Source organism: Citrobacter amalonaticus (assembly GCF_018252635.1).
Classification (GTDB): domain Bacteria; phylum Pseudomonadota; class Gammaproteobacteria; order Enterobacterales; family Enterobacteriaceae; genus Citrobacter_A; species Citrobacter_A amalonaticus_E.
Map to the genome: position 1 here is coordinate 61178 of NZ_JAGTXM010000003.1, position 25143 is coordinate 86320.

27 protein-coding genes are annotated in these 25143 nt (G+C 53.4%); 13 read left to right on the forward strand and 14 right to left on the reverse strand.

The window, feature by feature from the left end:
• Nucleotides 1-13: 13 nt before the first annotated feature.
• From sfsA to panD, 8 genes are all read left to right on the forward strand, one after another.
• Nucleotides 14-742 (forward strand): DNA/RNA nuclease SfsA, encoded by a 729-nt coding sequence (sfsA, locus tag KE671_RS10050; protein WP_206162838.1) that lies wholly within the window; start codon nt 14-16, stop codon nt 740-742.
• Between the two features lie 153 nt (nt 743-895).
• Nucleotides 896-1351, forward strand: a complete 456-nt coding sequence (gene dksA, locus KE671_RS10055; RefSeq protein ID WP_003829221.1) for an RNA polymerase-binding protein DksA — start codon at nt 896-898, stop codon at nt 1349-1351.
• Between the two features lie 64 nt (nt 1352-1415).
• The gene (gene gluQRS / locus KE671_RS10060) at nt 1416-2312 is read left to right on the forward strand and encodes a tRNA glutamyl-Q(34) synthetase GluQRS (RefSeq protein ID WP_206163235.1); all 897 of its coding nucleotides are present in this window, start codon (nt 1416-1418) and stop codon (nt 2310-2312) included.
• An 80-nt stretch (nt 2313-2392) separates the two neighbouring features.
• The gene (gene pcnB / locus KE671_RS10065; protein WP_205685287.1) at nt 2393-3790 is read left to right on the forward strand and encodes a polynucleotide adenylyltransferase PcnB; all 1398 of its coding nucleotides are present in this window, start codon (nt 2393-2395) and stop codon (nt 3788-3790) included.
• Nucleotides 3787-4266, forward strand: a complete 480-nt coding sequence (gene folK / locus KE671_RS10070) for a 2-amino-4-hydroxy-6-hydroxymethyldihydropteridine diphosphokinase (protein ID WP_206162839.1) — start codon at nt 3787-3789, stop codon at nt 4264-4266. Before pcnB ends, folK begins: the two co-directional genes overlap by 4 nt.
• 119 nt (nt 4267-4385) lie before the next feature.
• A complete protein-coding gene (gene panB / locus KE671_RS10075; protein ID WP_206162840.1) occupies nt 4386-5177 on the forward strand; it encodes a 3-methyl-2-oxobutanoate hydroxymethyltransferase in 792 nt (263 codons plus the stop codon).
• Nucleotides 5178-5188: 11 nt separating this feature from the next.
• Nucleotides 5189-6043: a pantoate--beta-alanine ligase gene (gene panC / locus KE671_RS10080; RefSeq protein WP_206162841.1), complete on the forward strand. Its 855-nt coding sequence runs from the start codon at nt 5189-5191 to the stop codon at nt 6041-6043.
• Nucleotides 6044-6136: 93 nt separating this feature from the next.
• The gene (gene panD / locus KE671_RS10085) at nt 6137-6517 is read left to right on the forward strand and encodes an aspartate 1-decarboxylase (RefSeq protein ID WP_042323756.1); all 381 of its coding nucleotides are present in this window, start codon (nt 6137-6139) and stop codon (nt 6515-6517) included.
• Nucleotides 6518-6522: 5 nt separating this feature from the next.
• Here panD and KE671_RS10090 read toward each other — a convergent pair whose 3' ends face one another.
• From KE671_RS10090 to KE671_RS10105, 4 genes are all read right to left on the reverse strand, one after another.
• On the reverse strand, nt 6523-7749 hold the full coding sequence (locus KE671_RS10090; protein ID WP_206162842.1) for a polysaccharide deacetylase family protein: 1227 nt from the start codon (nt 7747-7749) through the stop codon (nt 6523-6525).
• A gap of 63 nt (nt 7750-7812) precedes the next feature.
• Nucleotides 7813-8253, reverse strand: a complete 441-nt coding sequence (locus KE671_RS10095; protein WP_206162843.1) for a PTS sugar transporter subunit IIA — start codon at nt 8251-8253, stop codon at nt 7813-7815.
• 105 nt (nt 8254-8358) lie between these two features.
• Complete coding sequence (locus KE671_RS10100) at nt 8359-9129, reverse strand: ABC transporter permease (RefSeq protein ID WP_195295301.1); 771 nt, start codon at nt 9127-9129, stop codon at nt 8359-8361.
• Entirely contained in the window at nt 9126-10052 is a 927-nt protein-coding gene (locus tag KE671_RS10105) for an ABC transporter ATP-binding protein (RefSeq protein WP_206162844.1), read from the reverse strand. Before KE671_RS10105 ends, KE671_RS10100 begins: the two co-directional genes overlap by 4 nt.
• Before the next feature lie 108 nt (nt 10053-10160).
• On the opposite strand from KE671_RS10105, the gene can reads away from it, so the two are divergent.
• Complete coding sequence (can, locus tag KE671_RS10110; RefSeq protein WP_206162845.1) at nt 10161-10823, forward strand: carbonate dehydratase; 663 nt, start codon at nt 10161-10163, stop codon at nt 10821-10823.
• Between the two features lie 66 nt (nt 10824-10889).
• Here the strand turns inward: can and hpt are convergent, their stop codons facing one another.
• A complete protein-coding gene (gene hpt, locus KE671_RS10115) occupies nt 10890-11426 on the reverse strand; it encodes a hypoxanthine phosphoribosyltransferase (protein WP_181683154.1) in 537 nt (178 codons plus the stop codon).
• Nucleotides 11427-11631: 205 nt separating this feature from the next.
• Here hpt and KE671_RS10120 point away from each other — a divergent pair, with 205 nt between their 5' ends.
• A complete protein-coding gene (locus KE671_RS10120; RefSeq protein WP_206162846.1) occupies nt 11632-14022 on the forward strand; it encodes a glucose/quinate/shikimate family membrane-bound PQQ-dependent dehydrogenase in 2391 nt (796 codons plus the stop codon).
• 55 nt (nt 14023-14077) lie between these two features.
• Here the strand turns inward: KE671_RS10120 and KE671_RS10125 are convergent, their stop codons facing one another.
• From KE671_RS10125 to cueO, 3 genes are all read right to left on the reverse strand, one after another.
• A complete protein-coding gene (locus tag KE671_RS10125; protein ID WP_206162847.1) occupies nt 14078-15382 on the reverse strand; it encodes a glycoside hydrolase family 28 protein in 1305 nt (434 codons plus the stop codon).
• A 275-nt stretch (nt 15383-15657) separates the two neighbouring features.
• Nucleotides 15658-16179: a hypothetical protein gene (locus KE671_RS10130; protein ID WP_102602596.1), complete on the reverse strand. Its 522-nt coding sequence runs from the start codon at nt 16177-16179 to the stop codon at nt 15658-15660.
• A gap of 163 nt (nt 16180-16342) precedes the next feature.
• On the reverse strand, nt 16343-17902 hold the full coding sequence (cueO, locus tag KE671_RS10135) for a multicopper oxidase CueO (protein ID WP_206162848.1): 1560 nt from the start codon (nt 17900-17902) through the stop codon (nt 16343-16345).
• A gap of 165 nt (nt 17903-18067) precedes the next feature.
• On the opposite strand from cueO, the gene KE671_RS10140 reads away from it, so the two are divergent.
• From KE671_RS10140 to speD, 3 genes are all read left to right on the forward strand, one after another.
• Nucleotides 18068-18415: a YacC family pilotin-like protein gene (locus KE671_RS10140; protein ID WP_000846617.1), complete on the forward strand. Its 348-nt coding sequence runs from the start codon at nt 18068-18070 to the stop codon at nt 18413-18415.
• A gap of 103 nt (nt 18416-18518) precedes the next feature.
• Nucleotides 18519-19385, forward strand: a complete 867-nt coding sequence (gene speE, locus KE671_RS10145; RefSeq protein WP_206162849.1) for a polyamine aminopropyltransferase — start codon at nt 18519-18521, stop codon at nt 19383-19385.
• Nucleotides 19386-19400: 15 nt separating this feature from the next.
• Nucleotides 19401-20195: an adenosylmethionine decarboxylase gene (gene speD, locus KE671_RS10150; protein WP_206162850.1), complete on the forward strand. Its 795-nt coding sequence runs from the start codon at nt 19401-19403 to the stop codon at nt 20193-20195.
• Between the two features lie 40 nt (nt 20196-20235).
• Here the strand turns inward: speD and KE671_RS10155 are convergent, their stop codons facing one another.
• The 6 genes from KE671_RS10155 to yacL all read right to left on the reverse strand — a co-directional run bounded on the left by KE671_RS10155 (nt 20236) and on the right by yacL (nt 25029).
• Nucleotides 20236-20481, reverse strand: coding sequence for a YmjA family protein (locus tag KE671_RS10155; RefSeq protein ID WP_206162851.1), 246 nt, complete (start codon nt 20479-20481; stop codon nt 20236-20238).
• Between the two features lie 31 nt (nt 20482-20512).
• The gene (locus KE671_RS10160) at nt 20513-21280 is read right to left on the reverse strand and encodes a DeoR/GlpR family DNA-binding transcription regulator (RefSeq protein ID WP_206162852.1); all 768 of its coding nucleotides are present in this window, start codon (nt 21278-21280) and stop codon (nt 20513-20515) included.
• A gap of 9 nt (nt 21281-21289) precedes the next feature.
• Nucleotides 21290-22273, reverse strand: coding sequence for a D-threonate 4-phosphate dehydrogenase (locus KE671_RS10165; RefSeq protein WP_206162853.1), 984 nt, complete (start codon nt 22271-22273; stop codon nt 21290-21292).
• Entirely contained in the window at nt 22263-23534 is a 1272-nt protein-coding gene (gene dtnK / locus KE671_RS10170) for a D-threonate kinase (RefSeq protein WP_206162854.1), read from the reverse strand. Before dtnK ends, KE671_RS10165 begins: the two co-directional genes overlap by 11 nt.
• Nucleotides 23531-24484: a 2-keto-3-deoxygluconate permease 1 gene (locus KE671_RS10175; protein WP_061076447.1), complete on the reverse strand. Its 954-nt coding sequence runs from the start codon at nt 24482-24484 to the stop codon at nt 23531-23533. Before KE671_RS10175 ends, dtnK begins: the two co-directional genes overlap by 4 nt.
• Before the next feature lie 182 nt (nt 24485-24666).
• Complete coding sequence (yacL, locus tag KE671_RS10180; protein WP_206162855.1) at nt 24667-25029, reverse strand: protein YacL; 363 nt, start codon at nt 25027-25029, stop codon at nt 24667-24669.
• Between the last annotated feature and the right edge of the window lie 114 nt (nt 25030-25143).

Genomic DNA, 25143 nt, shown 5'->3' on the forward strand with positions numbered 1-25143 from the left:
AAGGAAATGCGTGATGCAATTTACTCCCCCTCTCCAGCGCGCGACGCTGGTTCAGCGGTATAAACGCTTTTTAGCCGATGTGATCACACCTGACGGGACTGAACTCACGCTACACTGCCCCAACACGGGGGCGATGACCGGGTGTGCAACGCCTGGTGATACGGTCTGGTATTCGACGTCAGACAATAGTAAACGCAAATATCCGCACACCTGGGAATTAACGCAAACCCAGACGGGCGCGTTAATTTGTGTGAATACATTATGGGCGAACAGGCTGACGAAAGAGGCCATTGAACAGGGGCGAGTTTCAGAACTTTCAGGCTATTCCACGCTGAAAAGCGAAGTAAAATACGGCGCCGAACGAAGCCGCATTGATTTTATGTTACAGGCAGATTCACGGCCTGACTGCTATATTGAAGTGAAATCGGTAACGTTAGCGGAAAAGGATTTTGGTTATTTTCCCGATGCCATCACTGAACGAGGTCAGAAACATCTTCGGGAACTGATGAGCGTAGCGGCTGAGGGCAAACGCGCAGTGATTTTCTTTGCCGTCCTGCACTCCGCCATTACACGGTTTTCACCCGCGCGCCATATTGACGCGAAATATGCGCAACTATTGTTCGAAGCACAGCGTAAGGGGGTAGAAATTCTGGTTTATAAAGCGGAACTTTCTGCCGATAGTATGACTCTGATAGAGCCATTAACTGTCACTTTATCGTGTCGTAAAGAACTGGTTATTTAGTATTCTGGTCGCGTGCGCAAATACGCTTTTCCTCACAGGGTTGTCAAGTGTTACGTTTAGTTAATTGCTATCCTGAAAAGCATCTGCTATTTATAGCGACCTGATTTTTCCCCCGAACATGGGGATCGATAGTGCGTGTTAAGGAGAAGCAACATGCAAGAAGGGCAAAACCGTAAAACATCGTCCCTGAGTATTCTCGCCATCGCTGGGGTGGAGCCGTACCAGGAGAAACCGGGCGAAGAGTATATGAACGAAGCCCAGCTGTCGCACTTCAGGCGTATTCTTGAAGCATGGCGTAATCAACTTAGGGATGAAGTCGATCGCACCGTTACTCATATGCAGGACGAAGCTGCCAACTTCCCGGATCCGGTGGACCGTGCCGCACAGGAAGAAGAGTTCAGCCTCGAACTGCGTAACCGTGACCGTGAGCGCAAACTGATCAAAAAGATCGAGAAAACGCTGAAGAAGGTTGAAGACGAAGATTTCGGCTACTGCGAATCCTGCGGTGTGGAAATCGGTATTCGTCGCCTGGAAGCGCGTCCAACAGCCGATCTGTGTATCGACTGCAAAACGCTAGCTGAAATTCGCGAAAAACAAATGGCCGGCTAAGGCCTGGCGTTTGAAACGTTTACAACAGGCGGGGCTTTCCCCGCCTGTTCATTTTTACGCAAAGATGACTGACTCACACTATATTGGCCGATTCGCCCCCTCACCGTCCGGCGAACTGCACTTTGGCTCCCTCATTGCAGCGCTGGGCAGCTACTTACAGGCTCGCGCCCGTCAGGGTATATGGCGAGTACGTATAGAAGATATTGATCCCCCTCGTGAAGTTCCCGGTGCCGCTGACACTATTCTGCGTCAACTGGAACATTACGGCCTCTACTGGGATGGCGACATAGTATGGCAATCACAGCGCCATGATGCCTACCGCGAAGCGCTCGCCTGGTTATACGACCGTGGGCTGAGCTACTACTGCACCTGTACCCGCGCACGGATCCAGAGCATCGGCGGAATTTATGATGGTCATTGCCGCGAGCTGCATCACGGCCCGGAACGGGCGGCGGTGCGGATTAAACAGCAGCATCCCGTCACCCATTTTTGCGATCGGCTGCGCGGAGACATACAGGCTGACGAGCGACTGGCGAGAGAAGATTTTATTATCCATCGCCGTGATGGCTTATTCGCTTACAACCTGGCGGTGGTGGTGGATGACCATTTTCAGGGCGTGAGCGAAATCGTGCGCGGTGCCGATTTGATTGAACCGACGGTACGACAAATTTCGCTTTACCAGCAGTTCGGCTGGACGCCACCGGACTATATTCATCTGCCGCTGGCGCTCAATGCGCAGGGCGCTAAACTTTCCAAACAGAATCATGCCCCAGCGTTGCCGAAAGGCGATCCGCGCCCTGTTCTCATTGACGCGCTACGGTTTCTCGGCCAACAGACCGATTTCCTGTGGCAGGAGATGCGTGTAGACGAGATTCTGGCGTCAGCCGTTGCCAACTGGACGCTTTCGACGGTGCCCGACTCGGCGATTGTAAATCCGGCATTCTCAAATACGTCGTGCTGAGCTATGATTAGCCGCTATTTTTACACAGCACATGATTTGAACTGAATTCTGAATATTGTTTGACACTACCGAGGTGCACTATTTTTACCCGAGTCGCTAATTTTTGCCGCAAGGTGCTAAGCCGCGAGGAGAGCGAGGCCGAAATTGCCGTCGCCCGTCCACGTATGACGGTCATCCCGCGCGAGCAGCACGCTATTTCACGCAAAGATATCAGTGAAAACGCCCTGAAGGTAATGTACAGGCTCAATAAAGCGGGCTATGAAGCCTGGCTGGTTGGCGGTGGCGTCCGTGACCTTCTGCTCGGCAAAAAACCGAAGGATTTTGACGTCACGACCAATGCGACGCCTGATCAGGTGCGCAAACTGTTTCGCAACTGCCGCCTTGTAGGCCGCCGTTTCCGTCTTGCACACGTTATGTTTGGCCCGGAAATTATTGAAGTCGCCACCTTCCGTGGTCACCACGAAGGCAGCGAAAGCGACCGCACGACCTCCCAGCGCGGACAAAACGGCATGCTGCTGCGCGATAACATTTTCGGCTCCATCGAAGAAGACGCTCAGCGCCGTGACTTCACCATTAACAGCCTTTATTACAGCGTCGCCGATTTCACCGTTCGCGACTATGTCGGCGGCATGCAGGATCTGGAAGATGGCGTGATTCGGCTGATCGGCAACCCGGAAACCCGCTATCGCGAAGATCCGGTGCGGATGCTGCGCGCCGTGCGTTTCGCCGCCAAGCTCGATATGAAGATCAGCCCGGAAACGGCAGAACCAATCCCTCGCCTGGCAACGCTGCTTAACGATATCCCGCCCGCACGTCTGTTTGAAGAAGCGCTTAAGCTGCTACAGGCGGGCTATGGCTATGAAACCTATAAAAAGCTGCGCGAATACAGCCTGTTCCAGCCGCTGTTTCCGACCATCACTCGCTATTTCACCGAGAATGGCGATAGCGCAATGGAACGTATCATCGCGCAGGTACTGAAAAACACCGATAACCGCATTCATAACGATATGCGCGTTAATCCGGCCTTCCTGTTTGCCGCGATGTTCTGGTATCCGCTGCTGGAAATGGCGCAGAAAATCGCCCAGGAAAGCGGTCTGGCCTATTATGACGCGTTTGCGCTGGCAATGAATGAAGTGCTTGATGAAGCCTGCCGTTCGCTGGCGATCCCGAAACGTCTCACTTCGCTGACCCGCGATATCTGGCAGTTGCAACTGCGTATGTCCCGTCGTCAGGGTAAACGTGCGTGGAAGCTGATGGAGCATCCGAAATTCCGCGCCGCGTATGATTTACTCGCTCTGCGTGCCGAAGTGGAAAACAATGCCGAACTTCAGCGTCTGGCGCAGTGGTGGGGCGAATTCCAGGTTTCTGCGCCACCAGAGCAAAAAGGCATGCTGAACGAGCTGGATGAAGATCCGTCGCCGCGCCGCCGTCACCGTCGTCCGCGCAAACGGGCACCGCGTCGTGAAGGAACAGCATGACCCTCGTTTATATCGCAGTGGGCAGCAATCTGGCCTCTCCGCTGGAGCAGGTCAATGCTGCCGTCAACGCGATAGGCGAAATCCCCGACAGCCAGATTGTCGCTATCTCTTCTTTTTATCGAACCCCACCGCTGGGTCCGCAGGATCAGCCTGATTATCTGAACGCCGCCGTGGCGCTGGAAACGACGCTCGAGCCGGACGCTCTGCTCGACCACACCCAGCGCATCGAACTCCAGCAGGGCCGGGTACGTAAGGCCGAACGCTGGGGACCGCGCACGTTAGATCTGGATATCATGCTGTTTGGCGATCGCGTCATTAACAGCGAACGGCTGACCGTGCCACACTACGATATGAAAAATCGCGGTTTTATGCTCTGGCCGCTGTTTGAAATCGCCCCTGACCTGCACTTCCCTGACGGTACCTCACTGCAACAGATACTCGCTCACCTTGGTGCAGAAAAACCCGCACGCTGGTAATGACCCTCACCTCATTTCCTGTTTATTGCTTTCGCGCAAACAGTTGCTTAAAACAATTGCCCCCCTGAATGTGACTGTTAGAATGCCGGTAAATATGACGTTCACCATCAGGAAATGTTATGAAACCGACCACCATCTCCCTGTTGCAGAAGTGCAAACAAGAGAAAAAGCGCTTCGCCACCATTACTGCCTATGACTTCAGTTTCGCCAGACTATTTGCCGACGAAGGAATCAATGTGATGCTGGTCGGAGATTCCCTAGGGATGACGGTACAAGGGCATGACTCCACCCTGCCCGTTACCGTGGAAGATATCGCTTACCACACGCGGGCGGTGCGTCGTGGCGCACCAAATTGCCTGCTGCTCGCCGATCTGCCGTTTATGGCTTACGCGACGCCGGAACAGGCCTTTGAAAATTCGGCTATCGTCATGCGCGCAGGCGCGAACATGGTCAAGATTGAAGGCGGGGCCTGGCTGGTCGAGACCGTAAAAATGCTCACCGATCGTGCAGTGCCGGTTTGCGGACATTTGGGATTGACCCCGCAGTCGGTCAATATCTTCGGTGGCTATAAAATTCAGGGGCGTGGCGATGCCGGACAAATTTTGTTAGATGATGCCCTGGCGCTGGAAGCTGCGGGCGCGCAGCTCATTGTGCTGGAATGCGTTCCGGTTGAGCTTGCCAAACGCGTGACTGACGCGCTCTCCATTCCGGTTATCGGCATCGGTGCTGGCAACGTAACCGACGGACAAATCTTAGTCATGCACGATGCCTTTGGCATTACCGGTGGTCATATTCCGAAATTTGCCAAAAATTTCCTTACGCAAGCAGGCGACATGCGCGCTGCGGTACGGCAGTATATTGCTGAAGTTGAGTCCGGCGTCTATCCGGGCGAAGAACACAGTTTCCATTAAGGAGTCTTGTTGTGCTGATTATTGAAACCCTGCCGCTGCTGCGCCAGCATATCCGCAGAGCCCGTCAGGAAGGGAAACGCATTGCGCTGGTCCCGACGATGGGCAACCTGCATGATGGCCATATGAAGCTGGTTGATGAAGCCAAAGCCCGCGCGGATATCGTGGTGGTGAGTATTTTCGTTAACCCGATGCAGTTTGACCGTCCGGACGATCTGGTGCGTTACCCGCGCACGTTGCAGGAAGACTGCGAAAAACTGAACAAGCGTAAAGTGGATTTCGTCTTTGCTCCCGCGCCGGACCAAATCTATCCGCAGGGCACCGACGGGCAGACATACGTGGATGTCCCCGGCCTCTCGACGATGCTGGAAGGCGCCAGCCGCCCGGGCCATTTCCGTGGGGTTTCAACCATCGTCAGCAAGTTGTTCAATCTGGTACAGCCGGACGTCGCCTGCTTTGGCGAGAAAGACTTCCAGCAACTGGCGCTCATCCGCAAAATGGTTGCCGATATGGGTTACGACATTGAGATCGTTGGCGTGCCAATTATTCGCGCCAAGGACGGTTTAGCCCTGAGTTCGCGCAACGGTTATCTGACGGCCGAACAACGAAAAATTGCCCCGGGTTTGTATAAAGTGATGAGCCGCATTGGCGAAAAACTGCAGGCCGGCGAGCGTGAACTGGAAGAAATTATTACCATCGCTGAACAGGAGCTGACGGAAAAAGGCTTCCGCCCCGATGACATTCAGATCCGCGATGCTGACACGCTGCTTGAGCTGACTGAAAGCAGCCAGCGTGCGGTGATTCTGGTTGCCGCCTGGCTCGGTCAGGCACGGTTAATTGACAATCAGACGGTTGTATTAACCCAGTAGACAGGGGTTAAAAATCGGGCAATACTGCCTGAGAAATTTCTCAAAGCAGATTTCGATCTGCTTCGTTATCGATACGAGTTTAAGGTAGACGTTATGATTCGCACTATGCTGCAGGGCAAACTCCACCGCGTGAAAGTAACTCAGGCGGACCTGCACTATGAAGGTTCCTGCGCCATCGATCAGGATTTTCTGGATGCCGCGGGGATCCTCGAAAATGAAGCCATCGATATCTGGAACGTGAGCAACGGCAAACGCTTCTCCACTTACGCGATTGCCGCCGAACGCGGCTCCAGAATCATCTCCGTCAACGGCGCTGCGGCACACTGTGCCAGCGTGGGCGACATTGTGATCATCGCCAGCTTCGTGACCATGTCTGATGAAGAAGCGCGCCGCTGGCAGCCTAAGGTCGCTTACTTCGAAGGCGACAACGAAATGAAACGCACCGCAAAAGCGATTCCGGTTCAGGTTGCGTAAGCGAACTACCCCTGCGGCTGATTGCTGATCAGCCGCGACATGGTCTCCAGTGAATCCGTTCTTAAGATGTATAAGCGTTTAAGCAAGAACGGGTTATCCCCCGGCTTCACCTTCCCTTTCACTGTCGTCACCGCCAGATGGAACCCTGCCTCTTCTGCGGCTTTGACCGCCGTCGCGTTATAACCGCCAAACGGATAAGAGAGATAAAGCACCTGTGGATTAAACGGGGTTAGCGCACGCCGGGAGCGTTCGAAATCAAACAGAATATTGTGATGGCTGCGACTGAGCAGAATGGGGCGGTGATAGCCGTCGACCCGATGTAAAAAGTGCGTATGCGATTGAAAATCAAACACGTCGCGAATGCCCTTAAGCTCTGAAATGCTCATGAACTGCAACGATTTGGGATCCCATTTTTGCGGGTGAACTTTAATTCTCGACGAGATAATAAACGCCGTGGCCTTCATCCCATACTGTTTCAGCACCGGATAAGCATATCGGCTCACCGATTTCAGGCCGTCATCAAAGGTAATCACCACCGCCCGCGCGGGCAGGTTCATGTTGTTACGCACATAGCCTTCCAGTTGCGCCATCGTCAGCGTGCTGTAACCACGATCGCGCAACCAGGTCATCTGGTTGCTGAAGGCGCGAACGGATGTGGTGGTGGAGGTATGGCGAAAACGGGTGTTCTCTTCATCGCGTAGAATGTGGTGATAGGTCAGCACCGGCAATCCACGGTCTTCCTGGGCGTCGAGGGCACTGATCCATGCCAGCCGATCGCCAATGCGGATCTGATACCAGGTTTGATTTAGCCGATCTTTCAGTTTGCTGATGATCGGGTAACGCAGGTTATCAGCCAGTACGCCAAACGGCGCACTGCCAACATTCGGTGCGTTATACACGGGAGTGGCTTGCCAGGTGATCAGATTCTGATTACTGAGCGGTTTATTGAGATCGCCGAGGCTGTCCTCAACGCGTTGTTTACCCTGTACAGGTTCCAGATGCCCCTTATCAATGAACCCGGTGCCGAAGCCGAATTTGAATTCGTAATAGTCCGCCACGACCGGAATGACCGAAATAATCTGCCCGGCGCGAATGTTTCCCACGGTCACCATGTCATCGCCAATTTGTGCCCAAATGGCCGCATCTTCAGTCGTTTGCATATAGCGAGCAGGCAACGTCGCACTGACGACTGTAGAGAGAGACAGCAACAACAGGAGCAAATATTTCATCATTAACAATGACCGGGCAAGAAGCAACGCGGCGATTGTATCAATTCACCACATTAATAAGAAAGTTTAATACTCATACAAATCATGCAGCAAAACAAAGGGGGGATTTTTCTGTTGCTGATGCCAAAGGCTGGTCACCTCTGGCCCACCAAGGGCAACGATCTGGTCGCGAAACGCCTGACTACTCATAGATTCCCGTGATGAAATCATGTGTCCCAGCAGCGTCGCATTCACGCCAGAGATCACTTCACACTGCGGATGTTTATGGCTCATGAGCGATGCCACACGGTATGGCGCCGCACCAGGCAAGTCGGTCAGAAAGATGACGCCATCACCGGAATCGGTAGCGTGCAACGCGTCACACATCATCCGACTCAGCATGTTCGCACTCAATCCGCGCCAAAAATTCACCGCCCGGCATTGCGCCAACGGGCCGTGTTTTTTTTCCATAAGGCTCAGCAGTTCTTCAGCCTTATCGTCATGACAGGTAATGACCCAGCCTAGCATTTCTCACCTCATTAGCAGGCAAGTAGTTTATCAGAGTGACAAATAGAGAATGATGACAATGGTCAAAAATCGCCCTCTCCTCACAGGGAGAAGAGGGTGAAACACTCAGCTACGCAACCCGCGTCCGCGCTGGATTAAGGACCAGCACAATAGATAGAACGCCACAATAAAGACCACCAGCACGCCAAACGTGGTCACCAGCGGGACGTCGTGTATGCCGAGGAAGCCGTAGCGGAAGCCGCTTATCATATAGACGATCGGGTTCAGTTGCGATAAGCCCTGCCAGAACGGCGGCAGCAGCGTCAGGGAATAGAATACCCCGCCAAGATAGGTCAGCGGCGTCAGCACAAAGGTCGGGATCAGGCTGATGTCATCAAAGGTTTTCGCAAACACGGCGTTCAACAGACCCGCCAGCGAAAAGAGAATCGCCGTCAGAACCAGCGTCAGCGCCACAAACAGCCACGAATGCACCTGAAACGGAACAAAGAACAGTGAAATCGCCGTCACCAGAATCCCGACGCACAGTCCACGCGCTACCCCACCACCGACAAAACCGGCGATAATCACGTGTGTCGGTACCGGCGCAACCAGCAGTTCTTCAATGTTGCGCTGGAACTTGGCGCTAAAGAATGACGACGCGACGTTGGCGTACGCATTGGTGATCACCGCCATCATGATCAGACCCGGCACGATAAACTGCATATAGCTGAAACCGTGCATCTCGCCAATGCGTGAGCCAATCAGGTTACCAAAGATAATAAAATAGAGCGTCATGGTGATGACGGGCGGCACCAGCGTCTGCACCCAGATCCGCATAAAGCGGTTAATCTCTTTCGCCCAGATGCTTTTTAGTGCGACCCAGTAAAGCTGCATCATGCGCGATCTCCTTGTTTTTCATGAACCAGTGATACAAACAGCTCCTCAAGGCGGTTCGCTTTGTTACGCATACTCAGTACCTGGATGCCCTGCTCGCTTAACTGGCTGAACACGCTGTTGATCCCCTGCTCACGCAGGACTTCTACTTCCAGCGTTGACGTATCAACCAGACGATACTGGTAGCCATTAAGCTTAGGCAGAGGGCTTTTCGCCGCCAGATCGAGAATGAAGGTTTCGGATTTGAGCTTAGAAAGCAGATTTTTCATTGAGGTGTTTTCGACCAGCTCGCCGTGCTGAATAATCCCTATGTTGCGACAGAGCATTTCTGCCTCTTCCAGATAGTGAGTAGTCAGTATGATCGTGGTGCCTTTGTCGTTTAAATCCTTCAAAAAACCCCACATTGAGCGGCGTAGTTCAATATCGACACCCGCAGTCGGTTCATCAAGGATCAGCAGCTTCGGCTCATGCATCAGCGCACGGGCGATCATCAAACGGCGCTTCATCCCACCGGATAACATACGTGCGCGTTCGTTGCGTTTTTCCCATAGATCGAGCTGTTTTAAATACTTTTCGCTACGCTCAATCGCTTCTTTGCGCTCCACGCCGTAGTAGCCCGCCTGATTAACTACAATCTGTTGCACGGTCTCAAACGGGTTAAAGTTAAATTCCTGCGGCACCAGTCCCAACTGACGTTTGGCGTTGACGACATCTTTTTCGAGATCGTAGCCAAAGACGCTGACGCGCCCGGAAGATTTGTTCACCAGCGAGCTGATGATGCCAATCGTGGTCGACTTTCCTGCCCCGTTCGGTCCCAGAAGTGCGTAAAAATCACCCGCTTCGACCTGCAAATCTATCCCGCGAAGCGCCTGAACGCCACCCGGATAGGTTTTTTTAAGTTGTTGAAGTTCCAGTGCAATGGTCATAAATTTCTGCTTACCTTACGTTCTTACACTTTATATGTGGTTTAAATAATCCCGGAGTTGCCCTATATTAGCCCAACGCACTTATTTGGTTACAGGTCGTTAACCTCCATGAAAGACATAGATACACTCATCAGCAACAATGCACTATGGTCAAAAATGCTGGTGGAAGAGGATCCCGGATTTTTTGAGAAACTGGCGCAAGCGCAAAAACCGCGCTTTCTATGGATTGGATGTTCCGACAGTCGCGTTCCCGCAGAACGTTTAACCGGTCTCGAACCGGGCGAATTATTTGTACACCGTAACGTGGCCAACCTGGTCATCCACACCGATCTCAACTGTCTCTCTGTTGTTCAGTATGCCGTTGATGTCCTCGAAGTTGAACACATTATTATCTGTGGTCACTATGGGTGTGGTGGTGTTCAGGCGGCGGTGGAAAACCCGGAACTGGGTCTCATCGACAACTGGTTACTGCACATCCGTGATATCTGGTTCAAACATAGCTCATTGCTTGGTGAAATGCCGCAAGAGCGTCGTATGGATACGCTGTGTGAACTGAACGTCATGGAACAGGTGTATAACCTGGGCCACTCCACCATTATGCAATCAGCCTGGAAACGGGGTCAGAAAGTGACTATCCACGGTTGGGCATACGGTATTCACGATGGCCTGCTGCGCGATCTGGAAGTGACCGCGACCAGCCGTGCCACCCTGGAGCAGCGTTATCGCCAGGGCGTTTCTAACCTCAGCCAGAAACACATCAACCACAAATAAAAACATCCCCGATCAGGCATCGGGGATGTATCCAGTCAACGCCGGGATGTTACCGGCTTTTTACGCTTACTCGTCCAGCAGCACCACTTTGCCGACATACGGCAGATGACGATAGCGCTGAGCGTAGTCAATACCGTAGCCCACCACAAACTCATCCGGAATAGAGAAACCGACGTATTCCACAGGTACATTCACTTCACGACGGGAAGGTTTATCCAGCAGGGTGCAAATCGCCAGAGATTTCGGTTCACGCAGGCTCAGGATTTCACGCACTTTCGACAGTGTGTTGCCGGAGTCGATGATGTCTTCCACAATCAGCACGTCTTTGCCGCGAATGTCTTCATCGAGATCCTTGAGGATCTTGACGTCACGGGTGGTGGACATGCCGCTACCGTAGCTGGAGGCGGTCATAAAATCGACTTCATGAGATACCTGCACTTCACGGCACAGATCCGCCATAAACATGAATGAACCCCGCAGCAGACCCACCAGCACCATGTCACTGCCGCTGTCTTTATAACGTTCAGTAATCTGACGACCCAGTTCGGCAATCCGCGCTTTGATCTCCGCTTCGGGGATCATGACTTCTACAGTATGTTTCATATCTCTAACCATATGATTTAAAAACAAATCACTCCATGCCTGCTCTTACCAGGACAGCATCGAAGCGCAAGGCACGCAGTATACCAGTAAAAGTATTTATTCGCGGCATCTCTTAATAAAGCTCATTTTGTGATGACGGTCACACTTGTTAAATCCTATAATTAATTGCTACTAAAAAATTAACAAATTGAGATGGTGTATTTTTATGGCAGATAACAACGCACGTTCACCACGACTCCTCGTGGTGTTAACGGCCCTCTTTGCAGCACTTAGCGGGCTGTATCTCCTGATCGGCGGAGGCTGGCTGGTCGCCATCGGCGGCTCCTGGTACTATCCGATCGCCGGTCTTGTCATGTTGGGCGTCGCCGTCATGCTCTGGCGCAGCCAGCGTTCTGCGCTGTGGCTCTATGCCGCGCTGCTCCTTGCCACCCTGATCTGGGGCGTCTGGGAAGTTGGGTTCGACTTTTGGGCGCTCACGCCGCGCAGTGACATCCTGGTCTTCTTCGGCATCTGGCTGATTTTACCGTTCGTCTGGCATCGCCTGATTGTCCCTTCCCGGGGTGCAGTGGCAGCACTGGTGGTGGCCCTGCTGATTAGCGGGGGGATCCTGACCTGGGCGGGCTTCAATGACCCGCAGGAAATCCACGGTACGCTGAGCGCCGACGCGACGCCAGCCGACCCCATCTCCACGATCTCCGATAATGACTGGCCTGCGTATGGTCGCAATCAGGAAGGCCAACGCTTCTCGCCGCTCAAGCAGATCAACGCTGATAACGTTCACCGTCTGAAAGAAGCGTGGGTGTTCCGCACCGGCGACCTGAAGCAGCCGAACGATCCGGGTGAAATCACCAATGAAGTGACGCCCATTAAAGTCGGCGACACGCTGTATCTTTGTACCGCGCACCAGCGTCTGTTCGCGCTCGATGCCGCTACCGGTAAAGAAAAGTGGCATTTCGATCCGCAACTCAATACCAACACCAGTTTCCAGCACGTGACCTGTCGCGGCGTGTCGTATCATGAAGCGAAAGTCGATAACGCCTCTGCGGAGGTGATTGCCGACTGTCCGCGTCGTATCATCCTGCCGGTCAACGATGGTCGTCTGTTTGCGCTGAATGCGGAAACCGGCAAGCTGTGCGAAACCTTTGCCAACAAAGGTATTCTGAATCTGCAGACCAATATGCCGGACACCACGCCGGGGCTGTATGAACCGACGTCGCCGCCGATTATCACCGACACCACCATTGTGATTGCCGGTTCGGTCACGGATAATTTCTCCACCCGTGAAACCTCCGGTGTGATTCGTGGTTTTGACGTGAATAACGGTAAACTGCTGTGGGCCTTCGATCCGGGTGCGAAAGACCCGAATGCGATCCCTTCCGATGAGCACACCTTTACCTTTAACTCTCCCAATTCCTGGGCACCAGCGGCCTATGACGCAAAACTGGATCTGGTTTATCTGCCGATGGGCGTGACCACGCCAGATATCTGGGGGGGCAACCGGACGCCAGAGCAGGAACGCTATGCCAGTTCAATTGTGGCGCTGAACGCCACCACCGGTAAGCTTGCCTGGAGCTACCAGACCGTTCACCACGATCTGTGGGATATGGATATGCCGTCCCAGCCGACGCTGGCGGATATCACCGTCAAAGGTGAAAAAGTCCCGGTCATCTATGCGCCCGCGAAAACCGGTAATATTTTTGTTCTCGATCGCCGTACGGGTGAACTGGTGGTTCCGGCACCGGAAAAACCGGTGCCCCAGGGTGCCGCAAAGGGCGATTATGTCAGCAAAACGCAGCCGTTCTCTGACCTGAGTTTCCGCCCGAAAAAAGATCTGACCGGCGCGGATATGTGGGGCGCCACCATGTTCGACCAGCTGGTGTGCCGCGTGATGTTCCACCAGTTGCGTTATGAAGGCATTTTTACCCCGCCGTCTGAGCAAGGCACGCTGGTATTCCCGGGTAACCTCGGGATGTTCGAATGGGGAGGTATTTCGGTCGATCCTAACCGCCAGGTAGCAATTGCTAACCCAATGGCACTGCCGTTCGTCTCTAAGCTGATCCCACGCGGTCCGGGTAATCCGATGGAACAGCCGAAAGACGCACAAGGCACTGGTAGCGAATCCGGCATTCAGCCACAGTATGGTGTGCCGTTTGGCGTGACGCTGAACCCATTCCTTTCTCCATTTGGTCTGCCGTGTAAACAGCCGGCCTGGGGTTACATCTCCGCGCTGGATCTGAAGACTAACGACGTGGTCTGGAAAAAACGTATTGGCACACCGCAGGACAGCATGCCGTTCCCGATGCCGGTTCCGGTACCGTTCAATATGGGGATGCCGATGCTGGGCGGCCCTATCTCAACGGCGGGCAACGTGCTGTTTATTGCCGCCACGGCGGATAACTACCTGCGCGCCTATGACATGAGCAACGGTGAAAAGCTGTGGCAGGGCCGTCTACCGGCTGGTGGGCAAGCTACGCCAATGACCTATGAAGTGAACGGCAAACAGTATGTCGTGATTTCGGCCGGCGGCCACGGCTCGTTTGGTACGAAGATGGGCGATTATATTGTGGCTTACACGCTACCTGACGACGCGAAGTAACACGGCCTATTTTGCAGCAAAGACAGCGTGGAGATCCCACGCTGTCTTTTTTACTTTAGCGATTGTCAAACGTATCATTCACGCCGTCATTTTCACCCGCTACAGAGACAACAACGTCATCAAAGCGCAAATGATTGACCGCCACAATACGCCCAAACTCTTTCGCCTCGATCCGGCAATGGCTAAACCGAATATCCTCCATCGGTTTCTCCGCAAAGGCTACCAGATCAAACGCGCGCGCCGGTAAGCGATAATCCGCCTCCAGCGTGGCATCGACATGGCTGATACGGATATTACGCACTTTGGTCATCTGTAAATGTTCCGGGATCTGCCTCGCCACCGCCTGCCAGGCTTCGGGCAACTCAGCAATATTGTCGAACCGTTTGCGGTTATAGGCGTTGTGCCAGTCCATAATCCAGGAGAAAGGAAATTGCACATTACGCATCCGTAGGTTTTCCACGACCACATTTTCAACAAACCCACCCCGCTCCTTCGACGACTTCATGCGCAACCCACAGTCAGAGTTTTCGAAGGTAATATCGTGCACGTAGACGTTGCGTATTCCGCCGCTAACTTCACTGCCCAGCGTCACACCGTAGCCCGAGCGAATAATGCAGTGGTCGATTTCAATATCTTCGGCTATTCGCCCAACCTGGTATCCATCCCCATCGCGACCCGACTTGATCACGATGCAATCGTCGCCGCACGATACATCGCATTGCGTGACGCGGACATGGCGGGAGGAGTCAATGTCAATGCCATCTGTGCTCGGCCCATGGTTATCCCGAATAGTCACCCCGCTGACGACCACGTTATTGGCATAGGTTATCTGTAAATTCCAGAACCCGGCGCGTTCAAAGGTTAAATCGGTAATCGAGACGTTTTCGGCTTTGTAAATCAGGCAGGCGCGCGGTCGCTTAATGAGATAGTCCGCTATCCAGCGCAATCCTTTATTGTCATAGTCAACGCGCAGCCCGCTCACTTTATCTGCGCCACAGTAGAGATCCCACCAGTGCGCGCCCTGACCATCGATCCTGCCATGTCCTGAAATAGCAATGTTGTTCACCTCAATGGCATTCACTATCGCCGCAGGCCATATCATTTCAACACCCGCCACACGCGTTGGGATCTCCGGATAGTCGGCAATATCCGTCGACCCCAGTAGCGTCGCGCCCTGCGCGAAATGGAGTTGGCTGCCTTCCTTCAGGAATAACGAGCCGACCAGGTAAGTCCCCGGAGAAATAACAACCGGAACCCCCTGTGCCGCCCCGCTATCGATGGCGCTTTGCAGCGCCTGAGTGTCTTTGACGAGGCCATCGCCCGTCGCGCCAAAATCTTTGACATCAAGTTGTACGGACATGAATGCAATCCCTCTCTCACTTATGGCGTGAAGGGCTGATGCCACTGAATTATTCAGCGTCGCTTCCCTTTCCCGCGCTGGTCCACGATTTATCGGATAGAGAAATAAAATAACGGGGGGAATCCCCATTCACAAGCTTCACGTTTTTTATGCCGATGAATGATAAATATAATGAATGTGCAGTCGAAAGAAGATTATTAGCAGAAATTAATATACAGAAAAAAGCAAAACGCCCGCGATAGCTGCGGGCGCATGTTGATATTCAGCGATAATGATTAGTCAAACTTCAGCGACATTAATGATGCTTTTGCAACATCCTGATACTGGTCAACTAAATCCTTAGTCATATTAAAGGCAACCTGGACGGCTTTATTGTCTTCGCTGGTAATCAGCATCAGATTCAGAATTTCGCTATCCGCAGCCTGAGAGCGGAACGTCAGTAACCATGCTTTATGCCCGTCCACCGTAACGGCTTCCGCCTCCGGTTTGTAGTTAGCTAACATTTTTAGCAACGCATCTTTCATCATATCCAACTGCGCGGCAGGCAGTGCGTTGCGACCCGCCGTCACCCCCAGTGAGGCTTTACCTCTCTCATCGCCATAAATGATCTGCGGACGATTCTCGGACGGGTACTTAATTTTCGCCATTTCCGCCGACATAGGTGTCAGCGTTTGCGGAATTTCGATGCTTAACTTCAGCTCAGGAAAGTTTTTTCGCTCCATGTCCATTCCGGCATGAGCAGAAATCGCCACTAACATAGCAAAAGACGCCGCTACAATTTTACGGAAAATATCCATTTTTCACCTCAGGTTTAATGATTCGATTTCGCGAGTATATCCGGTGACATGAATAAATGTACCACCCAAAATCTATTTTCAGAGATTACAGATGAGAATGGTATTAATCTCATCTCTGATGGAGGGCGAACTCCGGGAAAGCCGGAATCGCCCTCAGGGTCGCTTATACCGTAAAGCCTAACATCATTCCGGTATCTTCATGTTCCAGCAGATGACAGTGAGCCATATAGGCATGCTCTTCGGGCGCGGCATGATCAAATTTCACTAACACCTCGCTGATGCCATCTTCCACCCGAACGGTATCTTTCCAGCCCGCACGATGTGCCGCTGGCGTCTGGCCGTTTTCAGACAGGATGCGGAACTGCGTGCCGTGAATATGGAACGGATGCAGCATCATATCGCCCACACCGGAAATCACCCAGCGTTCAATCTTCCCTTTGCTCGCCGCGAACATCGGTTTGTTCATATTAAAAGCCACACCGTTGATCTTATTGGCGTTGTGGAAATCGAATGACCCACCGTGATTCATATGCCCCATGTCACCGTGCTGCATGTTGCCCCTATGTCCCTGCATCTGCCCGTGCGCCATTCCGCTCATCGCCTGGTCGCCATACTTTTTCATCAGCATCTGCATGCCCATCATATCGAGCATCGGATCCATCGACAGTTGCAGATTACGTACCGTCAGCCCATCAACGGAAGGCAGCGCAGGCATTGACGTCAGCGTGTCAGGCAGCGTCCCGGAAGCGTTCACCGCAATTGGCTGAATACGCAAAACGGGATGCGGCTCATTAAATGGCGCAATCGCCATCCCCATCTGGCTGACCGGCAGGGTAACCAAATCAAACGGTTTACCGTCACTGACGTCCACCAGCACTTCAAAACGCTCCCCCATCAGCACAGGCAGTTCGTTAACTTTGACCGGTTCCGCCAGCAGTCCGCCGTCACTGGCAACGACATACAACGGACGCTTATCGCTGGCGGCGAAATTGAGTGAGCGGGCGTTACAGCCGTTAAGCAAACGCAGGCGTAACCAGCCGCGCGGCGCGGCATGTTGCGGATAAATGGCGCCGTTGGTCAGCAGCGTGTCGCCAAACCAGCCTACGGCAGCCGTCATTACATCAAGCTGATAATCAATCTGCCCGTCGGCGTTAAACCGTTTGTCCTGCACGATGACCGGCACATCGTCGATCCCCCACTGTTTCGGCAACAGCAGCTTATGAATCTCTTCATCTTCAATCAGAACCAGACCCGCTAAGCCCATCGCCACCTGATGCCCGGTTTTCCCATGCTGATGGGGGTGAAACCAGCAGGTCGCCGCCCGCTGATCCGGCGTAAACGTAACGGTACGTTTCCCGCCCGCCGGGATAATCCCCTGCGGCCCACCATCCACCTCACCCGGCACTTCGAGTCCATGCCAGTGCAGCGTGGTCTCTTCCTGAAGCTGGTTGTGGATATCCACCGTGACCGCTTTACCTTTTTGCAGCTTCAGCGCGGGCCCGAGCAGATTACCGTTATAACCCCAGGTGGTTGCCGTTTTTCCGGAGAAGGTCGACTGGGCGGCTTTCGCCATCAGCGAGATATGGTTACGCGCGTCGGCGGTGAGAAGCTCGGGAATGGGCAATGCAGGGCGTTCGGCGGCAAAGACAGCGCGGCTCCAGAGCGGCAAGGCAGACGTCACCGCCATAGCCACAGAATATTTTAAGAAATCACGACGTTGCATATTTATTTCCTTATTTTGCTGCAGGCGAAATAACGCTAATCCCTGAGCATAGACCCTCCCCTTACGGCAAGGTCAAGCCAGTGACATCACTTAATAGATAATAAAAGTCGTCGCATCGTCTCCAGTATGCTAACGTTGACTTTCCGTGATGCAGTGGTAGAAGCAATGAAGACGTTTTTCAGAACCGTGTTGTTCGGCAGCCTGATGGCCGTATGCGCAAACAGCTATGCGCTCAGTGAATCTGAAGCCGAAGATATGGCCGATTTGACGGCCGTTTTTGTCTTTCTGAAAAATGACTGCGGCTACCAGAATTTACCCAATGGGCAGATTCGTCGCGCGCTGGTCTTTTTTGCTCAACAAAATCAGTGGGACCTCAGCAATTACGACACCTTCGATATGAAATCCCTCGGCGAAGACAGCTATCGCGATCTCAGCGGTATCGGTATCCCTGTTGCCAAAAAATGCAAAGCGCTGGCGCGCGACTCCCTTAGCCTGCTGGCTTACGTCAAATAACCTCCGGCCATATTGCTGAAATAATGACCGTGCATCAGCGGTCATTGTTAGCTATGATGTTGCGCCCTTTTTTTACGGGTGTTAACAAAGGAGGCATCACCCTATGGCCGAAAAACCACAGTGGCATGAAACGCTACACGACCAGTTTGGGCAGTACTTTGCCGTCGATAACGTTCTTTATCACGAGAAAACCGCGCATCAGGATCTCATCATCTTTGAAAACGCCGCCTTTGGCCGCGTAATGGCGCTGGATGGCGTGGTGCAGACCACCGAGCGCGATGAGTTTATCTATCATGAAATGATGACGCACGTTCCGTTGATGGCTCATGGCCATGCGAAGCACGTACTGATTATCGGCGGTGGCGACGGTGCAATGCTGCGCGAAGTCACCCGGCACAAAAACGTTGAAACCATCACGATGGTGGAAATCGATGCTGGCGTGGTCTCGTTCTGCCGCAAGTATCTGCCCAACCACAACGCCGGTAGCTATGACGATCCACGCTTTACGCTGGTGATTGACGACGGCGTGAACTTCGTTAATCAGACGCAGAAAACCTTTGATGTGATCATCTCAGATTGCACCGATCCGATCGGTCCCGGTGAGAGTCTGTTCACCTCGGCCTTTTACGAAGGCTGTAAACGCTGCCTGAATCCGGGTGGGATCTTTGTCGCCCAAAACGGCGTCTGCTTCCTGCAACAGGATGAAGCCCTCGACAGCCATCGTAAGCTCAGCCATTACTTCGCCGACGTCGGCTTCTACCAGGCGGCGATCCCCACTTACTTCGGCGGTATCATGACCTTCGCATGGGCGACCGATAATGCAGCCTTGCGCCACCTGTCGACTGAAATCATTCAGGCACGTTTTCACACCTCCGGTCTGGCGTGCCGCTATTACAACCCGGCAATCCACACGGCAGCGTTTGCCTTACCTCAGTATCTGCAAGACGCGCTGGCGACAGCATCGTCCTAAGGAGAAGATAAGAAATTGAAAAAACTGAAACTACATGGCTTTAACAACCTGACTAAAAGTCTGAGTTTTTGTATTTACGATATCTGCTATGCCAAAACCGCCGAAGAGCGCGACGGATACATCGCCTATATCGACGAACTCTATAACGCCAACCGCCTGACCGAAATTCTGTCAGAAACCTGCTCTATCATCGGCGCCAATATCCTGAATATCGCCCGTCAGGATTACGAACCTCAGGGTGCCAGCGTCACCATTCTGGTGAGCGAAGAACCTGTCGATCCACAGTTAATTGATAAGACCGAGCATCCCGGCCCGCTGCCGGAAACGGTGGTCGCCCATCTTGATAAGAGCCATATTTGCGTGCATACCTATCCGGAAAGCCACCCGGAAGGCGGATTATGCACCTTCCGCGCCGATATTGAGGTTTCAACCTGCGGTGTGATCTCCCCATTGAAGGCGCTGAATTACCTGATCCACCAGCTTGAATCCGACATCGTGACCATCGATTATCGCGTGCGTGGCTTTACCCGTGATATCAACGGAATGAAGCACTTTATCGATCATGAGATTAACTCCATCCAGAACTTTATGTCCGAGGATATGAAGTCGTTGTATGACATGGTGGATGTGAACGTGTATCAGGAAAATATCTTCCATACCAAAATGCTGCTTAAAGAGTTCGACCTTAAGCACTACATGTTCCACACCAGACCGGAAGACTTAACGGAAGCCGAGCGTAAAGAGATTACCGCTGCGCTGTGGAAAGAGATGCGTGAGATTTACTACGGGCGCAATATCCCGGGCGTGTAAGCAAAACGCTCAGGAGCGCGTCAGCGCTCCTGAGCAGAGACTATTCATTTCCCCATCGATTGAGGAATTCCGCGATCTCATCGATGCGTTGCGCGTCAATGCCCGCTTCGCTGGCCATCTCTTGCTGCGCCTCTTCGCTGATCTCTTCGTTATTCATCAAACGCGTAATCAGTAACTGAAAATAGCGCGCCAGAGGCTCGTGTTCTGAATCCTCTACGGGTTTCGCACACTCCGTCGAATACTCATCCACAATGTCATAATATTTCAGTGGTATTTCATTACCCATCACTCATCTCCTGGGGTTATCCCAACGTTAGTTACTCAGGCTGTACCAGCGTCAGGGCGACGGATTGCGCTTTCAGTTCGGCCTGCACGGCTTGCGGTAAATTAACATCGGTAATGACGTCGGTAAAGCGACTGAGAGAAGCGACGTTGAATAGCGAATGCGCCCCGTATTTGCTGCTGTCGGCCAGTAGCACTTTCCGCTGCGCATTGGCAATAATTTCCTGCTTCAGTCCCGCTTTGTCCTCTGTCGGCGTGGTCACGCCCTTTTCCATACTCCAGGTATTACAGCTCATAAACGCGATATCGGGATAGACGCTGCGCAGCATTTTGCGGCCAAACTCGCCGATACATGACTGGCTGCTGTCATCAATTCGCCCACCGACAATGGTCACCTCTATCTGGCGAAACTCGGATAAAAACAGGGCGATGTGCAGATCAACGGTAATGACTCTGAGGGGAAGATGGGTTAAACATTTTGCCAGCTCCAGCATCGTGGTGCCGGCATCGAGAACGACGGCATCGCCCGCATGTACCATCGAGGCCGCATAACGCGCAATCGCCCGTTTTTCGGCGGGCGATCGCAGTTGCTTCTCGTTGGTCGTCGGTTGCACCGCTTCAAAGCGCCGTAATGCCACACCGCCGTGGCTGCGACTGATCACTCCCTGTTGATCCAGTTTGATCAGATCGCGGCGGATCGTTGCCGGAGAGGCGTCAACGGCGTCCACCAGTTGTTCCACGGTAACCAGCGTATGATTTTTCAAATACGCCACAATCTGATCCAGACGGTGTTGTCCTTTCATAACAGGGAATTATGCCAGTTGCATTGCCAGTTTAATCGATACGGCCATGCTCTCAGATTTTGCTTTTCCCGTCCAGGCGATATCAAATGCCGTTCCGTGATCGGCAGAGGTGCGAATAAACGGCAAACCTGCGGTGATGTTGACGCCATCATAAAAACCCAGCAGCTTCAGCGGGATATGGCCCTGATCGTGGTACATCGCCACCACCATGTCATACTGACCTTCATACGCCTGCAAAAACACCGTGTCCGGCGGGCATGGGCCGTAAACATCCATTCCCTTTGCTTTCATGTTCTCAATCGCCGGACCGACGATGCGGATCTCCTCGTCGCCAAACAGCCCGTTCTCACCGGCATGCGGATTCACCCCAGCCACGGCTATACGCGGCTGCGCATAACCCACGCGCTTCAGGAAGGTATCGGCGATACCAATGACGGTTTCCACGCGCTGACCGTTCAGGGTATCGAGGAACTTACGCAGGGCGATATGGGTGGAAACGTGAATGACTTTCAGCTTATCGGTGTAAAGCACCATCGCGTAGTCGCGGCTTTCCGTCAGCGTCGCCAGCAGCTCGGTATGTCCCGGGAAATGGTGTCCGCCAAGGTGCAGGGCTTCTTTGTTCAACGGCGCGGTGGCAATGGCATGGACGTCGCCTTTCATCGCCAGTTCCGTTGCCCGTTTTACGCAACGATAGGCCAGATCGCCCGCCTGTGCCTGTACTTTACCCGGCTCCAGCGCCTCCGGGTGCGCCAGCGGTTCATCAATTACATGAATCACGCCTGGTGCAAATCGAGCATCCGCCACCTGGGTAATGGCGCGAAACGTCACGCCTTCCGCCAGACCGTTGGCCTGTAACCGCTTCAGGGTTTGCAGGCACCCCACCACCACCAGCGGCGCACCGCTAAGTTCATCTTCACTGAGCGCTTTAACAATAATTTCCGGGCCGATCCCCGCAGGATCGCCCATCGTAATCGCGACGGTTTTAGTTACCACTGTACATCTCCTCAATAAAATAAAGCGCATCACAAAGGGTGCTATCGGAGCCGAATCCTCCCGCTTTGGTGATCACCGGCAGATCGTCAATCTCGCTGTTCACAAACGTTCCACACGGAATGCACGGCGCCACCTCGCTCTGAATGCGATAGCCTTCCGCCCCCAGCGCACTGGCAACGGCGGTCGCAATATCCCCTCCTGTCAGGAACAGGCCGCCAATACGCGCCTGCTCAATAATGCGTAATGTGATGAGGCCAAGACGCTGGCTTAACCGTTCGCCAAGCGCCTGACGGCTCATCCCCACGCTGGCACACAGCGTGTCGATCATCTGTCGGTCTTCCGCGCTGCGGCTGGTACGTAAAATCGTATGATGCTGGCGGCTCAGTAGCGCGCAGGCCTGCTCCACCACCGACGCCACCTCCAGCTCGACATCGGCAGAAACCAGCCGCGCGGCATCGATATCGACAACCTTTGCCCTGTCCTGACACAGCGCCTTGTCTACCTGACGTCGCGTGGCTTCACTCATCGAACCCGCGACCACCAGCACCGGCAACTCTTGTTTTTCCTGCATGAACAGACTAACCGGCAGCGCATTGGCGAGTCCGGCTGCACCGACCAGCAACGGCAGTACCTTCTGCTCGCAGATGGCATGCGCAATTATCGACAAATCACGGTCTTCAACTGCATCCACCACCACCATGCACTCGCCTTCTGCCGCGAAAGCAGCTAACAGCGCGCTCAGTCGTCCACGGCGGACATCATCGAGCGCCACTTCATGCACCGGAATGTCACTTTGTAGCGTGACCAGTTCCGCAATGCGCGAAGAGATAATCGGCGTTTTGGGATCGCTGGCAAATTCAGTCTCCAGTAAAGGGGTGCCGTTGACCAGGCACAGTCCATCACGTGTTGTGCGTCCTGCGGCGGGGATCGCCGCGGCAATCACGGCCAGCGTCCGGTTAGCAGCACGCATCGCCGCCGTCACCTCTGCGCCCACGTTGCCACGAAATGTAGAATCAATTTTTTTATACACCAGCGGCGTAGTGACCCCTTCACACCAGGGCGCTAACGCCTGTTGAACCGCCTGCGCAGCGTGCTCCGCCGGAACGGCCCGGCTCTCGGTGTTGATCACCAGCACATCAGCACGACGGGAAGGCTTCTGCGCCGGGGTGAGCATCACTTCCGTACGCGCGCCTTTTTTCGCCAGTTGCACGCCGGTATCGTTAGAGCCCGTAAAATCATCGGCAATGACGATCATTTTCATGCTTTATTCTCCTGAGCAACCTGACGGGCCTGCTTTTTTGCGACCCAAGAGGTTAGGATCGGCGTCAGAATCGCGGTGGTGATCACCGAAGCGGCAATCAATGGCGCGGCGGCGGCAGCGACTTCCGCCAGCGAAGGGTCAGCCTGGGCTATCGCCAGCGGCGTTGCGACGGCATTACCGGCGGTACTGGAGGCTGCCGCTCCGGCAATTCCGGTACCGCCCACCAGTCGGTCAGCGCGGATGTTAAAGAAACCACCAACGAATGTAGTCAACACTCCCAGCAGGATACCCGCCAGACCGCCCTGCAACAGCATTTCGAGGTTGATGCCGGCACCCAGCGCAAAGGCAAAGAACGGAATCAACAGCGGCCCGCCCTTGGTCAGGAAATCACGCATGTTGTGATCGAGGTTGCCGAGGATCATGCCAACCACCAGCGGAACCAGTACCGCCACCAGCGCCATGATCGGAATGTTGGCCATTCCCGCGGCGCCCAGCGCGATCATTGTAAAGAAAGGACCGTCATTTAGAGACAGAATAGAGATTGCGCCGACGTCACGCTCGTTACCGAACTCGCCGACTAACGCCGCGTACAGCCCTCCATTCGAGTTGCTCATGGCAGCAATAATCGCCAGTCCACTTAAGCCAAAGATCCCTTCAGCCCCGAACAGGTGTTCAACACCGAGACCAATCGCAATGGCGATCAGCAGTTTGGTCAGGGTGATGGTACCGCCCTGCAATAACGCCTGAGGTGCCGCCTTGACGCTGATCCCTGCGCCCATGCACAGCAGGAATGCACCGATCAGCGGCGCAGCGCCGTTTTTAAACAGCGCGGTAGTAAATCCGCCGATCTCCAGCGCCTGCGGGGCAAAGGTATTGATAATGGCACCGATAACCAATGGCACGACCATCATGCCGCCGGGTACGCGTTCTATTGCCTTCTTGATGTTCATGGTCTTCCCGCCTGTTGTTATGTTGTGATTAAATAAAATCATAACGATTATATTTAATCAATTCTAGATCACAAATGGGGCAGATCACAGTTTTAAAATGACTAATAAAAATCAAACGCTCATTTTACGGGTAAAAAAAAAGCCGGACGCAGACGCCCGGCTCCATTGATGATTGAAAACATTCAGGATTGACGCAGAAATTTCCGGTAGGCGTTTACTACCTGTAAAAAATCCTCGACGCCGCACAGCGACAGGCTCTCTTCATCGTAGTAGTTCATCCCTTCTTCCATTTCGTCGCCGGTAAACTCCAGCTGATTGGCACGGATCATCACCTCTTCGCCATCCATCCAGAGCGTATATTCGTGCCCCGCCCGTTGCCAGGAACGCTCGCTGCCTTTCACCGCGTGTGCCGCCTGTTCCACTTCGTCCAGCAGAGCCAGGTTTTCTTTCACTTCTTCATTAAACCAGTGCCCGACCACTTCGTGACCCATGGACATGCGCACCAAAACCCGCCCGGTAACATCGCGCAGAAATTCGTAATCCATAATGTAGTCCTCTGCTCCCGGCAATGCGCCATTACCGCATTGCGCCTTGTCATAATTATCGCAGCCTGGACGCAGAAAAAAAGCGGATCGCGTATAAGGAATGGAAATAAAAAT

Bases quoted from the DNA above. Each gene is read 5' to 3' on its own strand.
- KE671_RS10120 (WP_206162846.1), top strand. From the start codon at position 11,632: ATGGCAGATAACAACGCACGTTCACCACGACTCCTCGTGGTGTTAACG.
- gluQRS (WP_206163235.1), top strand. From the start codon at position 1,416: ATGACTGACTCACACTATATTGGCCGATTCGCCCCCTCACCGTCCGGC.
- KE671_RS10160 (WP_206162852.1), bottom strand. From the start codon at position 21,280: ATGAAAGGACAACACCGTCTGGATCAGATTGTGGCGTATTTGAAAAAT.
- dksA (WP_003829221.1), top strand. From the start codon at position 896: ATGCAAGAAGGGCAAAACCGTAAAACATCGTCCCTGAGTATTCTCGCC.
- dtnK (WP_206162854.1), bottom strand. From the start codon at position 23,534: ATGAAAATGATCGTCATTGCCGATGATTTTACGGGCTCTAACGATACC.
- KE671_RS10100 (WP_195295301.1), bottom strand. From the start codon at position 9,129: ATGATGCAGCTTTACTGGGTCGCACTAAAAAGCATCTGGGCGAAAGAG.
- KE671_RS10130 (WP_102602596.1), bottom strand. From the start codon at position 16,179: ATGGATATTTTCCGTAAAATTGTAGCGGCGTCTTTTGCTATGTTAGTG.
- can (WP_206162845.1), top strand. From the start codon at position 10,161: ATGAAAGACATAGATACACTCATCAGCAACAATGCACTATGGTCAAAA.
- KE671_RS10125 (WP_206162847.1), bottom strand. From the start codon at position 15,382: ATGTCCGTACAACTTGATGTCAAAGATTTTGGCGCGACGGGCGATGGC.
- KE671_RS10155 (WP_206162851.1), bottom strand. From the start codon at position 20,481: ATGGGTAATGAAATACCACTGAAATATTATGACATTGTGGATGAGTAT.
- hpt (WP_181683154.1), bottom strand. From the start codon at position 11,426: ATGAAACATACTGTAGAAGTCATGATCCCCGAAGCGGAGATCAAAGCG.
- panD (WP_042323756.1), top strand. From the start codon at position 6,137: ATGATTCGCACTATGCTGCAGGGCAAACTCCACCGCGTGAAAGTAACT.
- KE671_RS10105 (WP_206162844.1), bottom strand. From the start codon at position 10,052: ATGACCATTGCACTGGAACTTCAACAACTTAAAAAAACCTATCCGGGT.
- KE671_RS10095 (WP_206162843.1), bottom strand. From the start codon at position 8,253: ATGCTAGGCTGGGTCATTACCTGTCATGACGATAAGGCTGAAGAACTG.
- folK (WP_206162839.1), top strand. From the start codon at position 3,787: ATGACCCTCGTTTATATCGCAGTGGGCAGCAATCTGGCCTCTCCGCTG.
- sfsA (WP_206162838.1), top strand. From the start codon at position 14: ATGCAATTTACTCCCCCTCTCCAGCGCGCGACGCTGGTTCAGCGGTAT.
- yacL (WP_206162855.1), bottom strand. From the start codon at position 25,029: ATGGATTACGAATTTCTGCGCGATGTTACCGGGCGGGTTTTGGTGCGC.
- KE671_RS10090 (WP_206162842.1), bottom strand. From the start codon at position 7,749: ATGATGAAATATTTGCTCCTGTTGTTGCTGTCTCTCTCTACAGTCGTC.
- cueO (WP_206162848.1), bottom strand. From the start codon at position 17,902: ATGCAACGTCGTGATTTCTTAAAATATTCTGTGGCTATGGCGGTGACG.
- speE (WP_206162849.1), top strand. From the start codon at position 18,519: ATGGCCGAAAAACCACAGTGGCATGAAACGCTACACGACCAGTTTGGG.
- panB (WP_206162840.1), top strand. From the start codon at position 4,386: ATGAAACCGACCACCATCTCCCTGTTGCAGAAGTGCAAACAAGAGAAA.
- KE671_RS10175 (WP_061076447.1), bottom strand. From the start codon at position 24,484: ATGAACATCAAGAAGGCAATAGAACGCGTACCCGGCGGCATGATGGTC.
- KE671_RS10140 (WP_000846617.1), top strand. From the start codon at position 18,068: ATGAAGACGTTTTTCAGAACCGTGTTGTTCGGCAGCCTGATGGCCGTA.